Below are 13,832 nucleotides of genomic sequence, written 5' to 3' on the forward strand. Positions count from 1 at the left end.
TTCACTGAAGGTGGAAACAATACTCCTGAAATCCGTGAATTGAATCACCCCTCTTGCGGCAATCCTGCCTGCAACCCGACATTTTCGCCGCATAGATGGCAAAATTAAGGCAAAAGAGGGGCCGAATATCGGCTTCAGCTCGGATCGCGCCAGCGATTGACGATGGGATAGCGCCGGTCCAGCCAGAACGACCGCTGGGTCAGGCGCGCGCCGGGGGCGGACTGAAAGCGTTTGTATTCACTGATATACAGCAGATGCTCGACCCGCTTGGCCACGTCGCGCTCAAACCCGGCAGCGACGCAATCGGCAATCGAGCCGTCCTGATCCACAAGAATGTCCAGAATCCCATCCAGCACCGGATAATCCGGCAGGCTGTCGCTGTCTTTCTGGTCTTCGCGCAGTTCCGCACTCGGCGGCTTGTCGATGACCGAAGGCCGGATCACCTCGCCCCCGGGCCCCATCATCCAGTCGCGGTGATTGGCATTGCGCCAACGGCAGGTCTCGAACACCCGCGTCTTGTAAAGGTCCTTGATCGGGTTGTAGCCCCCGTTCATGTCGCCATAGATCGTGGCATAGCCCACCGCGATCTCGGATTTGTTGCCAGTGGTCAACAGCATCTCGCCAAACTTGTTCGATATCGCCATCAACAACAGCCCGCGCAGGCGCGACTGGATGTTTTCCTCGGTGATGTCCGGCTGCAGCCCCTCGAACACCGGCGCCAGCGTGCGTGTTACCGCCGCCCGGCTTTCCGAAATCGGAACATGATCGTACCGGACGCCCAGCGCCTTCGCCACCGCCTCGGCATCCTCCAGAGACCCGGGGCTGGTATATTCCGACGGCAGCATGACACAACGCACGTTCCCGGCCCCCAGCGCATCCACCGCGATGGCCGCGACCAGCGCCGAATCCACACCGCCCGACAGGCCCAGAACCGCCTTCTTGAACCCGGTCTTGGCCATGTAGTCGCGCAACGACTGCACCATGGTGCGGTAATCCTGCTCCCATTCGTCGGGCTGCGGCGCGATCTCGCCGGGGACGATACGCCAGCCATCGTCGCCACGCTGCAGATCAAGATGGGTCACCGCCTCGTCAAACACCGGCATCCGCAACGCCAGTTCACCGCCGGGGTTCAGCGCAAAGGTGCCCCCGTCGAACACCTGGTCATCTTGCCCGCCAACCATGTTGAGATAGATCAACGGCAAACCGGTTTCGACAACCCGCGCCACCATCTGATTGATGCGAAGTTCGGTCTTGTTGCGGAAATAGGGCGACCCGTTCGGGATCAACAGGAACTCCGCCCCGGTTTCCGCCAGTGTTTCCGCCACATCCTCGTGCCAGGCATCTTCGCAGATCGGGCTGCCGACACGCGTGTTGCCCACCGAATACGGCCCCCCCAAAGGTCCGGCGTCATAAATGCGCACCTCGTCGAAAACGGTCTCGTTTGGCAGGTGATGCTTCAGCGCCCGGCTGGCAATCTTGCCGCCCTTCAGAATCAGATAGGCGTTATACAGCTTGCCTTCCTCAACCCAAGGCCCGCCGATGGCAAGTGCCGGGCCGTCGGCGCATTCCTCGGCCAGGGTCTCGATCATCGCGATCGCGGTGTCATGGAACGCAGGCTTCATCACCAGATCCTGCGTGTTGTATCCGGAAATGAACATCTCGGGCAGGGCTACCAGATCGGCCCCCGCCGCGCGCCCAAGCTCCCAGGCCTGCAAGGCCTTGTCGGCATTGCCTGACAGGTCGCCCACCACCGGGTTGAGCTGCGCCAGAGTGATACGGAAACGGTCGGCCATGACGCCCCCCTGCTCTCATCCATTCAAAGCCATTTACCAGATCGCGCCCCGAGGAAAAGGCCAATGGAGCAAAAGACATTGCCCCGCCCTCCCCGGTATCCTAAGTTTCGGCCTACCGAGCAGCGTATTTTTGATGCAATCAAGGCAAACAGGGGCAGCGATGGTCTCGATCCGCAAAACTATGGCAACGGCGGCATTCGCCGCGCTGGCCGGAACCGCCTGGGCCCAAGATGATCAGATCCTGACCACCGAAGACGAAGTCGGCGGCGTCTATGAGGGCACCTTCAAAGGTGGATTGCAGCACGGCATTGGCACCTATCGCCTGCCCAACGGCTACGAATATACCGGCCAGTGGATCGAGGGCGAGATCGAAGGCAAGGGCACCGCGCGCTTTCCCGACGGCTCTGTCTATGAGGGCGAGTTTGCCAAGGGCAAACCGCACGGGCAGGGCAAGATCGTCTATGCCGACGGCGGCACCTATGAAGGTGAATGGAAGGACGGCGTTTTTGACGGCGCTGGCCTTGCGGTCTTCACCAGCGGCAGCCAGTACAAAGGCGAATTCAGGAATGGCCTGCACCATGGCAAGGGAACGCTGCGTGTCGCCGACAACTACGTCTACGAAGGCGACTGGGTCGATGGCCAGCAGGACGGCAAGGGCAAGTTCACCTATGCCGACGGCTCTGTCTACGAGGGCGACGTGCGCGGCGGCGTCCGGAATGGTACCGGCACGGTCCAGTTTTCCGACGGCGTGTCCTATACCGGCGACTGGTCCAATGGCCAGATGAGCGGGGCCGGAACGCTGTCCTATCCCAACGGCGACGTCTACGAAGGCGCGTTCCGCGACGGCCGCCGCGAAGGCAAGGGCAAGACCATCGGCGCGGATGGCGACGTCTACGAGGGCGACTTTCTGGACGATCAGCGCCACGGGCAGGGCACCTTCGTCGGGACCGACGGCTTCCGCTATACCGGCGACTGGACCAATGGCCAGATCGAAGGCAACGGCCGCATGACCTATCCCGACGGCTCGATCTATGTCGGTGCCTTCCAGGCCGATCTGGCCGAAGGCAAGGGCAAGATCACCTATCCCGACGGGTCCAGCTATGACGGCGACTGGATCGCCGGCGTGATCGAGGGCGACGGCACCACGGTCTATGCCAACGGCATCGTCTACAAGGGCCAGTTCCGCAACGCCCGCAATCACGGCAAGGGCGTGATGACATACCCCGACGGCTATCGCTATGACGGCGACTGGGCCAACGGGCTGCGCCACGGCGAAGGCAAGGCCACCTATCCCGACGGATCGGTTTATACCGGCCAATACGCCAACGGCCAGCGCCACGGTCAGGGCGAGATCGTGATGACGGACGGGTTCCGGTATTCCGGCCAGTGGACCGAAGGCAAGATCACCGGCATCGGCACCGCCACCTATGCCAATGGCGACGTCTACGAGGGCAGCTTCCTGAACGGCAAACGCCAGGGCGAAGGCCGGATGCGTTATTCCGACGGTCAGGAAGAAACCGGCACATGGGAAAACGGCGCGCTGGTCCAGAACGACGAAACCGCTCAACCGGCACCCGCCGACGGCACGACGCAAAGCGACTGACCCGCTTCGCCGCTTCTTTCTGGTCGCAAATACCACAGGGAGTTTGAGGGACAGTGTCGCTCAACGAAAATCCAATAGAGCGCGCCGCAGGCGCTCGATTTTCCCACCGTCTCTGCAATCGGTACATTTCGGACAACCCGTGGTCTGAACCATGTACATTTCGGTCATTTTGCCGCTTCCCATTCCCGCACGGGGCTGTATAAACTCCGCCTCATGATCAACCGCGCAGATATCTCCTCCACCGACGTCACCACCCGTGGCGCGATTCTGCGTGGCCTACTGATCCTAATCCGCCTCTGAGCGTGCCACCCGGCGCGCCCGCTCAGAGGAGGACGCCCGCGCGCCAAATGGCTTTAGGACAGACAAGAAAGACACCGACATGACCAACGTGACCGACCAAGACCGCGTCTTGATCTTCGACACCACGCTCCGCGACGGCGAACAAAGCCCCGGCGCCACCATGACCCATGACGAAAAGCTCGAAATCGCCGAATTGCTCGACGAAATGGGCGTGGACATCATCGAAGCCGGGTTTCCCATCGCCTCCGAAGGCGACTTCAAGGCGGTCTCCGAAATCGCCCAGCGCTCGAAAAACAGCCGCATTTGCGGTCTGGCCCGCGCCAATTTCGCCGACATCGACCGCTGCTGGGAGGCGGTGAAACACGCGGAAAAGAACCGCATCCACACCTTTATCGGCACCTCACCGCTGCACCGCGCCATCCCGAACCTGACCCAGGACGAGATGGCCGAAAAGATCCACGAGACCGTCAGCCACGCCCGCAATCTGTGTGAAAACGTGCAATGGTCGCCGATGGACGCAACCCGGACCGAGTGGGACTATCTCTGCCGCGTGATCGAGATTGCGATCAAGGCAGGAGCCACCACAATCAACATTCCCGATACGGTCGGCTATACCGCGCCGATGGAAAGCGCCGATCTGATCAAGCGCCTGATCGAAACCGTCCCCGGTGCAGATGAGGTGGTCTTCGCCACCCATTGCCACAACGATCTGGGCATGGCGACCGCGAATGCCCTGGCTGCCGTTGCAGGCGGCGCGCGCCAGATCGAATGCACTATCAATGGCTTGGGCGAACGCGCCGGAAACACAGCACTCGAAGAGGTGGTGATGGCGCTGAAGACCCGCAACGACATCATGCCCTGGCACACCGGGATCGACACCACCAAGATCATGCATATCTCGCGCCGCGTCGCGACGGTGTCGGGCTTCCCAGTGCAATTCAACAAGGCGATTGTCGGCAAGAATGCCTTTGCCCATGAAAGCGGTATCCATCAGGACGGCATGCTCAAGAACCGCGAAAACTTCGAGATCATGCGCCCCGAGGATATCGGCCTCTCCGGAACGTCCTTGCCGCTCGGCAAACACTCGGGCCGCGCCGCTCTGAAGGACAAGCTGAACAATCTTGGCTACGAGGTTGGGGATAATCAGCTCAAGGACATCTTCGTTCGGTTCAAGGAATTGGCGGACCGCAAGAAAGAGGTATTTGACGATGACCTCATCGCGCTCATGCATTCGGGCGGCGATGCCAGGGATCATCTGCAACTGGTGTCGATGAAGGTCGTCTGCGGCACCGGCGGCCCTGCGGAATCCACCATCGAAATGGAAATCGACGGCAGGGATGTCAGCGCCACCGAACATGGCGACGGGCCTGTTGACGCATCGTTCAAGGCGATCCGCGCGCTTTACCCCAACAAGGCGCACCTGCAGCTTTATCAGGTGCACGCGGTGACCGAAGGAACGGATGCGCAGGCCACCGTTTCCGTGCGCCTGGAAGAGGATGGCATGATCGCTACCGGCCAGTCGGCCAACACCGATACGGTGGTTGCTTCGGCCAAGGCCTATATCAACGCTCTAAACCGCCTGATCGTGCGCCGGGAAAAGGCGGGGCCGGGCGCAGATACGCGCGAGATCAGCTACAAGGACCTGACCTGATCAATTATGATCAAGAGCGGGCCTTGATCGGGTCCGCTCGCCATTTTCTCGGGGCAACTCAGGATAGTCCGGCGTTTTCCAGACCCTGTTGGAAATGTTTTATGTCTTCGTCGCGCGTATAATGTAGCGTCGCCAACAATTCGCTGATCTTGAAATCGGGGTTGGCCGCCCGAACGGCGTCGGCATGCCGTTTCGCCTCGGTCTCATTCCCCAACCATGCATGGCATGCAGCGACAAACGCGTTTTGCGTTATGTCCAGATCGGTCAGGTGCTGGAAATCGTCAATCGCTTGTTCATAGTGACGGCCGCAGAAATGCGCCTTGCCAAGGTGGCTCCAGAACCGGGGTGGGTGATGCGGGTTCAAGCGCATTGCCTTTTCGATCCATTCGGCCCCTTCGTCGGGCTTGCCCATCCATGTCAGCAATTCGCCCATCTGCACGACGACCAGATCGTAATTCGGATTGAGTGACAGCGCGCGTTCCTGATGATAGCGGGCCTTGCCGAGGTTATTGCGCACAATCTCCAAGGCCGCCATCAGACGGTGAACATCCGGGTCGTTGTCGTCGAGCGAAGCGGCTTTTTTGATCGAGCCTTCGGCATCGGCCAGGGCCGCAACCGTGTCCGGATCCCAGCCATAGCCCCAGGCCTGCCCCCGGATACAGCCTCGCCACGCGTGGGCATGAGCATAATCGGGGTCCAGCTCAATGGCCCGATCCACCAGCTTGACCGCCTCGGCATTGTCTGTGGGCGTGCTGCGGTGGTGCAGTACCTTGGCCGCCAGAACACACTCATATGCGGCAAGGCTCGACGGTTTTTTCCGCGCCAGTTCATCCGTTTTCGACGCCTCAATCCGTCCGGGGAGGGTTGCGACAACGGCCGCGGTAATCTCGTCCTGCAGGGTAAAGATATCATCCAGCTCACGGTCGTATTTTTCGGCCCAGATATGCGCATCGTTCACGCTGTCGATCAACTGGACGGTGATTCTGACCCGGTTTCCGGCCTTTCGCACGCTGCCTTCGACAATGTACTGGGCCCCAAGTTTCCCGGCCACCTCGCGAATATTGACCGACTGCCCCTTGTAGACGAAAACCGAGTTTCGCGAGATGACAAACAGCTCGCGTCGGCGGCTGAGCTCGGTCAACAGATCCTCGGTCAGGCCATCGACAAAGAACTCCTGCTCGGTATCGCCGCTCATATTGGCAAAAGGCAGGACCGCGATTGTGGGTTTCACAACGCGGGTGTCTTCGTCTTTCGAAGTGTCTTTGGAAGCCGAGCTTGCCTTGGGCTTGTCCAGTTCTACGCGATAGGCGTGCACCGCGTGCGAAATATTCTTGAGCGCGAGCTCTCCCAAATCTTCGAAACCCAGCTCCATTTGCTGACGAACCTGATCGTGTACGGCGCCCGAAATCACGACGTCGCCCACCCCTGCCGCCTGTTCCAGCCGCGCGGCGACGTTGACGCCACTGCCAAAGATGTCGTTTTCTTCGAATATGATATCACCCAGATTGATGCCGATCCGAAACTGGATGCGCTGACTTTCGGGAACATCGATATTGCGGCGAAGCATCCGGCTCTGGACTTCGACGGCACAAGCAACGGCATCAAGCGCACTGGCGAATTCCACCAGCATTCCGTCCCCCGTCGTCTTGATGATCTTACCGCGATTCTTGGTGATTGCCGGATCGATCAGTTCGATGCGATGTGTCCTGAGCCGGGCGAGCGTTCCCGCCTCATCGGCTTCCATCAATCGGCTGTACCCAACCATGTCTGCGGCCAATACGGCAGCCAGTCTTCGATCCATCGCGCCCCTCCGTCAGGGCATTCTAGGCTCGGTGCGGGTAGATATCCAAGGGTTTTGATGGAGCGCAACCTATGCAGGATCATTCCGGACGCCACATCCGTGATGGCGGTTGCCTCAGAGGCGTCCAAAGATCCGGTCAAGCCGTGCAATTTCATCCTCAAGACCAAAGGGAGCATTCACAAAAAACATGCCCGAGCCGATCATCCTGTGCCCCTCGCGCACAGGCGGAAACCGCACTTCGTGGCGCAGCGTTTTGGGCAGGCTCTGCCCTTCCAGTGCCTGCAACATGGCCTTGTGGCGAGCATCAATCAGGATCGGATACCACAGCGCGATGACGCCGACGTTCCAGGCCCGGTGCATTTTCGCGACAAGGCCGGGCAGGCGGTCATACTCGGACTTTACCTCATAGCTTGGATCAATCAACATCATCCCGCGCCGGGGCGAGGGCGGCAGCAACGATTGCGCCAGTTCGAACCCGTCCTGCCTGTAAACCCTGGCGGCGAAGGGTTTCATCGTTGCAACCAAAGCGGCGTGTTCCTGCGGGTGCAGTTCTGCAAAATGCAAACTATCTTGCGACCGCAACAGGCTTGCCGCGATCAGCGGAGATCCCGGATAGGTCGTCTCGCCATATCGCGACTGCACCGTTTCAAGCGCCCGAGTCAGGGGGTGGCCCGCATCAAACCATGCCTCGCGCCGGGCGCGTTCGATCCCCGCCGCCGCCTCGCCCGTGCGTTTGGCCTCAGCCCCGTCCAGCTGGTACCGGCCGCGCCCCGCGTGGGTTTCGACATAGCTCAGCGGTTTGTCCTTGCGGGTCAGATATTCCAGCGCCGAGGCCAGCAACGCATGCTTTTGCACATCCGCCAGATTTCCTGCGTGGTAAATGTGTTGATACGACAGCATGGTTGCTTCTAAAGTCCTTCCGAAAGAGGCGAAAAGGCGCTGATTTGATTGGAATCAGCCCTTTTACCGGGCGGCTTCGCGCCCTATAAGTCATCCGTCCCCGACCCGTCGAGTCGTGGGAACAAGAATAATTTTGGCAAGCAGGACCACATACATGGGGATCTTTGGTAATCTGGGCGGCCTGTTCTCGTCGGACATGGCTATCGACCTTGGGACCGCGAACACGCTGGTTTACGTCAAGGGCCGCGGCATTATCCTGAGCGAACCTTCCGTGGTCGCCTATCACGTCAAGGATGGCGTCAAAAAGGTGCTTGCCGTGGGCGAAGATGCCAAGCTGATGCTTGGTCGCACGCCCGGCTCCATCGAGGCGATCCGCCCGATGCGCGAAGGGGTGATCGCGGATTTCGACACGGCCGAAGAGATGATCAAGCATTTCATCCGCAAGGTGCACAAGCGTTCAACCTTTTCGAAGCCCAAGGTCATCGTCTGCGTTCCGCACGGTGCCACCCCTGTCGAAAAACGCGCAATCCGCCAATCCGTTCTGAGCGCCGGCGCGCGCCGCGCGGGCCTGATTGCCGAACCCATTGCAGCGGCCATCGGGGCGGGTATGCCGATTACGGATCCGACCGGCAACATGGTCGTGGATATCGGCGGCGGCACGACCGAAGTGGCCGTGCTCAGCCTAGGCGATATCGTCTATGCCCGATCGATCCGCGTTGGTGGCGACAGGATGGACGAGGCAATCATCAACTATCTGCGCCGCCAACAGAACCTTTTGGTGGGCGAATCCACCGCCGAGCGGATCAAGACCACAATCGGTACCGCGCGCATGCCCGATGACGGGCGTGGCCAATCAATGCAGATCAGGGGTCGCGACCTGCTGAACGGCGTTCCGAAAGAGATCGAGATCAGCCAGGCGCAGGTGGCAGAAGCGCTGTCGGAGCCGGTGCAGCAGATCTGCGAGGCTGTGATGACCGCGTTGGAAACCACCCCGCCGGATCTGGCCGCCGACATCGTTGACCGTGGCGTGATGCTGACCGGTGGTGGTGCCCTGTTGGGCGATTTGGATCTGGCGCTGCGCGAACAGACCGGGTTGGCCGTTTCCATCGCGGATGAAAGCCTGAACTGCGTTGCGCTCGGCACCGGAAAAGCCCTGGAATATGAAAAACAACTGCGCCACGCGATTGACTACGACAGCTGAGGCGCGCACCCTCTGACCCAAGTGTCAACGCAACGGCGCGACATGCACCCGAGGGAGTCCCGTGGCAAAGGACCGATCACAGCGTGACGACTTTACCGCCCCCCTGCGCCGCCTGCTTTTGGGGGTTTTGTTGCTGTGCCTTTTCGGCATCTTTCTGGTCTGGCGGATAGACAGCCCCCGGGTCGAAAGGTTCCGCGCGCACGTCGTAGACGAGGTTGTCCCCTCCATGGAGTGGGCGATGGTGCCGGTAACCGGTGCCATCAACCTTTTCCGGGATTTCCAGAGTTATCAGCGGCTGAGTGAACAGAACCGCGAATTGCGCAGCGAATTGCGGCAGATGCGGGCGTGGAAAGAAGCCGCGTTGCAGCTGGAACAGGAAAATGCGCGCCTGCTCGATCTCAACAACGTACGCCTCGATCCACGCCTGACTTATATCACCGGCGTCGTGATGGCAGACAGCGGTTCTCCTTTCCGGCAATCGGTTCTGCTGAATGTGGGGGCGAGGGATGGCATCGTCGACGGCTGGGCTGCGATGGACGGGATCGGGCTTGTCGGGAGGATATCCGGCGTCGGCGCCGATACCGCGCGGGTGATCCTGTTGACGGATGCCGCCAGCTCGATACCTGCCACAATCCAGCCATCGGGCCAGACGGCTTTGGTGGCCGGGGACAACACCGCCGCCCCCGCAATCGATTTTCTGGAAAACCGAGAACTGGTGCGCCCCGGAGACCGCGTAGTTTCGTCGGGGGATGGTGGCGTCTTTCCCGCTGGTTTGCTGATCGGACAGGTCGCCCAAGACCCCGGAGGTCGCCTGCGGGTCAGGCTGTCTGCGGATTTCGAGCGTCTCGAGTTTCTGCGCGTGCTGCGTTATCATCCGGCCCAGCCGATCTCCGATCCCGGTGGCATCGTGACGCCGGACCGCCCTGCGGCTGCGTTGCAACCAGAGGAGGCCGCGGATGGATAGGCTGTCACCCTCTTATCCGTGGATGATGCGTGCGCTCTATGCCGGGGTGGCCTTGGTCATCTTGTTCTTTCATCTGCTGCCGTTGAACACTTTGCCCTCCAGATGGGCCCCGCCCGATCTGCTGCTCGCCATGACCTTTGCCTGGACATTGCGGCGTCCTGACTATGTTCCGATACTACTCGTCGCCTTTGTAATGCTTATGGCAGATCTTTTATTGCAGCGCCCGCCAGGCCTGCTGTCTGCTCTGACTGTCGGAGCCTGTGCTTATCTGAGGACGATTTCCGCCACGACCCGGGATGCAGGTATTGTCGGCGAATGGATAACCGTGGCCACTGTTCTCACCGCGATAACACTTGGTAATCGCCTCATCCTCGGCCTGACCTCGGTCGAACTGGTTTCGATCTGGCTGGTTACCTTGCAACTTGTTCTGACCATTGCCGCATATCCGCTTGTTGTCTGGGTCAGTCAATCGGTCCTTGGCATAAGGCGGCTGACTTCCGCCGAGACGGAAGCATTGGGAGGTCGCGCATGAAACGCAATCCCAAAGAGCTTGGCCGTATCCACCGCCGATTTTCACGGCGCGCACTGGTCCTTGGCGGGATGCAAGCGGCATTCATCGGCGGGCTGACCATGCGGATGAGACACTTGCAGGTCGAGCAGGCCGACCAGTTCCGTCTTCTGGCCGAGGAAAACCGGATCAACATTCGCCTGATCCCACCGAACCGAGGAGAGATTTTCGACCGCAACGGCAAGATTATCGGTCAGAACTCTCCTTCATATCGAATCGTCATCGTGCGCGAAGACGCCGGAGACGTCGAACAGGTCATTGCCAACCTCTCCAAGCTTATCCCGCTCAGCGAGGAAGAACTGGAACGTGCCCGCGCCGAGATGCGCCGCTCGGCACCTTTCCTGCCAGTGACACTTGCCGATCACGTGACGTGGGAAGATATCTCGAAGGTCGCCATCAACGCGCCCGCCCTGCCCGGCATAACGCCCGAGGTCGGTCTGGCCCGCGCCTATCCCCGCTATGAGGATTTCGCGCATGTTGTAGGCTATGTCGGCCCGGTCAGCGACTATGATCTCAGCCAGATGTCCGATCCGGAACCGGTGCTGCGCATCCCGCGTTTCCAGATCGGCAAGGTGGGCCTGGAGGCCAAGAAAGAAGACATCCTGCGCGGCAAGGCCGGGGCGAAGCGGGTCGAGGTCAACGCAACGGGCCGTATCATGCGCGAGCTTGACCGGCGCGAAGGTCAGGCCGGGGCCGACCTGCAACTTTCGATCGACGCGGACCTGCAACAATACGCACAGGCACGGTTGGCAGGCGAAAGCGCGGCTGCCGTTGTCATTGACTGCGAAACCGGCGATTTGCGAGCCATCGCTTCGGCTCCGAGCTTTGATCCGAACCTGTTCGTCAGCGGAATATCTGTTGCGGACTACCGGGCGCTGACCGAGAACAAATACCGCCCGCTGGCGAACAAGAGCGTTCAGGGCACTTATCCGCCCGGTTCGACCTTCAAGATGATCACGGCGATGGCCGCGCTTGAAGCGGGGATTATCGGTTCCGAGGACACGGTCTATTGTCCCGGTTTCCACAAGGTCGGCAGTCGGCGCTTCCACTGCTGGAAGCGCGGCGGGCATGGGCACATGAACCTGCTCAACTCGCTCAAGCAAAGCTGCGACGTTTATTACTATGACGTCGCACTGAAGGTCGGTATCGACCGGATATCGGAGATGGCCAACAAATTCGGCTTGGGCATCAGGCACGACATTCCAATGTCCGCAGTTGCCGAAGGGCTTGCCCCGAACCAGGAATGGAAATCCCGCGTTCACGGTCAGGAATGGCTGATTGGCGATACGGCGAACTCATCGATCGGCCAAGGCTTCATGCTGGCCTCGCCGCTGCAGTTGGCGGTGATGTCCGCGCGCATCGCCACTGGTCGCGCGGTCACGCCCCGACTCGTCAAGTCCATTGACGGAATGGAACAGCCCTCGGGGGCGGGTGAGGCGCTGGACATCAACCAGAACAACCTTCTTCAGTTGCGCCGGGCTATGTTTGCCGTCTCGAACGACCGGCGCGGTACGGCCTATCGCAGCCGCATCATCGAAGACGCCTTTCGGATGGCGGGCAAGACCGGCACCAGTCAGGTACGCAACATCACCGCTGCCGAACGGGCCGCCGGGGTGATCCGGAACGAGGACCTTCCTTGGGAACGCCGAGACCACGCGCTTTTTGTCTGCTTTGCCCCATTCGAAAATCCCAAGTACGCGGTTTCGGTCGTGGTCGAACATGGCGGTGGCGGATCTAAGGCCGCTGCCCCGGTTGCGCGGGACATCATGCTACAAGCGCTGTACGAGGGAACTCCGCCGCTCGAAGCTTATCCGGTCGCTGATCGCGAACAAATAAAGGAACAGCAGGCAAGGATCGAAAGCGATCAGCGACCTAAGGCACGTCCAGACGAGAAAGATCGTGCATGAGCTATCTTGAGCATTCCGTCAAATCCACGCCCACCGGGTTTCGCAAGTTTCTGTATTTGAACTGGCCGCTTACCCTGTTGTTGGCCAGCGTGGCCAGTGTCGGGTTTCTGATGCTTTACTCGGTGGCGGGCGGTTCATTCACCCCCTGGGCCAAACCCCAAATCGAGCGCTTTGGGCTTGGGTTGGTGGTCATGTTCGTGGTGGCCATGGTCCCAATCTGGTTCTGGCGCAACATGTCAGTTCTGGCTTATCTGGTCTCAATCACACTTTTGGTTCTGGTCGAGATCATGGGCACGGTCGGCATGGGCGCACAGCGCTGGATCGATCTTGGGTTCATGCGGCTGCAACCGTCGGAATTGATGAAGATTACCTTGGTTATGGTTCTTGCGGCCTATTACGATTGGCTGCCCGAGCACAAGACATCACGCCCGCTTTGGGTACTTCTGCCGGTACTTCTGATCCTCTTGCCGACTGCTCTGGTTCTCAAACAACCCGATCTTGGCACGTCGATCCTGCTGCTTGCGGCGGGGGGCGGCCTGATGTTTCTGGCCGGGGTCCACTGGGCCTATTTTGTTGCAGTCATCGCGGCGGGCGTCGGATTGATTTCCACAGTATTCAAAAGTCGGGATACCGACTGGCAACTGCTCAAGGACTATCAGTTCCGCCGCATCGACACCTTTCTGGACCCCTCGACCGATCCCTTGGGTGCCGGATATCACATCACCCAGTCCAAGATCGCATTGGGGTCAGGCGGCTGGAACGGGCGCGGTTTCATGCAGGGTACCCAGTCGCGGCTGAATTTTCTGCCCGAAAAGCACACCGACTTCATCTTCACCACCCTGGCCGAAGAATTCGGGTTCGTGGGCGGCTTTTCGCTTCTGTCCCTTTATACGCTGATACTGGTGTTCTGCCTGGCCACGGCGCTGAAAACAAAAGACCGTTTCTCGTCACTGGTCACGCTCGGAATCTCGCTCAACTTCTTTCTGTTCTTCGCGGTCAACATGTCCATGGTGATGGGCCTGGCCCCCGTCGTTGGCGTCCCGCTGCCGATGGTCAGCTATGGCGGGTCGGCGATGTTGGTTCTGATGGCAGCCTTTGGCATCGTGCAAAGCGCTCACATCCACAATCCCCGATAACCGCCGAA

The 13,832-nt window shown here is 60.1% G+C and carries 10 protein-coding genes; 7 read left to right on the forward strand and 3 right to left on the reverse strand.

All coding sequences use genetic code 11. From position 1 onward, the window contains the following. Window positions 1-134 precede the first annotated feature (134 nt). Window positions 135-1,793, reverse strand: coding sequence for an NAD+ synthase (locus AC2FMY_RS09435; RefSeq protein WP_480751794.1), 1,659 nt, complete (start codon window positions 1,791-1,793; stop codon window positions 135-137). Window positions 1,794-1,953: 160 nt separating this feature from the next. On the opposite strand from AC2FMY_RS09435, the gene AC2FMY_RS09440 reads away from it, so the two are divergent. Together AC2FMY_RS09440 and AC2FMY_RS09445 are read left to right on the forward strand one after the other, a co-directional pair. Next, the gene (locus tag AC2FMY_RS09440) at window positions 1,954-3,396 is read left to right on the forward strand and encodes an MORN repeat-containing protein (protein WP_496748576.1); all 1,443 of its coding nucleotides are present in this window, start codon (window positions 1,954-1,956) and stop codon (window positions 3,394-3,396) included. Between the two features lie 379 nt (window positions 3,397-3,775). Further along, window positions 3,776-5,347 carry a 2-isopropylmalate synthase gene (locus tag AC2FMY_RS09445; protein ID WP_496807308.1) on the forward strand — a complete coding sequence of 524 codons (1,572 nt, stop codon included), beginning with the start codon at window positions 3,776-3,778 and terminating at the stop codon, window positions 5,345-5,347. A gap of 58 nt (window positions 5,348-5,405) precedes the next feature. Here AC2FMY_RS09445 and AC2FMY_RS09450 read toward each other — a convergent pair whose 3' ends face one another. Both AC2FMY_RS09450 and AC2FMY_RS09455 read right to left on the reverse strand, forming a co-directional pair. Then, window positions 5,406-7,148, reverse strand: coding sequence for an adenylate/guanylate cyclase domain-containing protein (locus AC2FMY_RS09450; protein ID WP_480751791.1), 1,743 nt, complete (start codon window positions 7,146-7,148; stop codon window positions 5,406-5,408). A 114-nt stretch (window positions 7,149-7,262) separates the two neighbouring features. Next, the gene (locus AC2FMY_RS09455) at window positions 7,263-8,048 is read right to left on the reverse strand and encodes a 23S rRNA (adenine(2030)-N(6))-methyltransferase RlmJ (protein ID WP_480751790.1); all 786 of its coding nucleotides are present in this window, start codon (window positions 8,046-8,048) and stop codon (window positions 7,263-7,265) included. 154 nt (window positions 8,049-8,202) lie between these two features. On the opposite strand from AC2FMY_RS09455, the gene AC2FMY_RS09460 reads away from it, so the two are divergent. The 5 genes from AC2FMY_RS09460 (at window position 8,203) to rodA (ending at window position 13,824) form a co-directional block, all read left to right on the forward strand. Then, window positions 8,203-9,249, forward strand: coding sequence for a rod shape-determining protein (locus AC2FMY_RS09460; protein ID WP_480751789.1), 1,047 nt, complete (start codon window positions 8,203-8,205; stop codon window positions 9,247-9,249). 61 nt (window positions 9,250-9,310) lie between these two features. Then, a complete protein-coding gene (gene mreC / locus AC2FMY_RS09465) occupies window positions 9,311-10,213 on the forward strand; it encodes a rod shape-determining protein MreC (protein WP_480751787.1) in 903 nt (300 codons plus the stop codon). Beyond that, the gene (locus AC2FMY_RS09470) at window positions 10,206-10,745 is read left to right on the forward strand and encodes a rod shape-determining protein MreD (RefSeq protein ID WP_496807309.1); all 540 of its coding nucleotides are present in this window, start codon (window positions 10,206-10,208) and stop codon (window positions 10,743-10,745) included. The genes mreC and AC2FMY_RS09470 overlap by 8 nt, the downstream gene beginning before the upstream one ends. Further along, a complete protein-coding gene (mrdA, locus tag AC2FMY_RS09475) occupies window positions 10,742-12,688 on the forward strand; it encodes a penicillin-binding protein 2 (protein ID WP_480751785.1) in 1,947 nt (648 codons plus the stop codon). Before AC2FMY_RS09470 ends, mrdA begins: the two co-directional genes overlap by 4 nt. Beyond that, window positions 12,685-13,824 (forward strand): rod shape-determining protein RodA, encoded by a 1,140-nt coding sequence (rodA, locus tag AC2FMY_RS09480; RefSeq protein WP_480751784.1) that lies wholly within the window; start codon window positions 12,685-12,687, stop codon window positions 13,822-13,824. The genes mrdA and rodA overlap by 4 nt, the downstream gene beginning before the upstream one ends. Window positions 13,825-13,832 lie beyond the last annotated feature (8 nt).

Source organism: Ruegeria sp. YKSE079, from assembly GCF_059612845.1.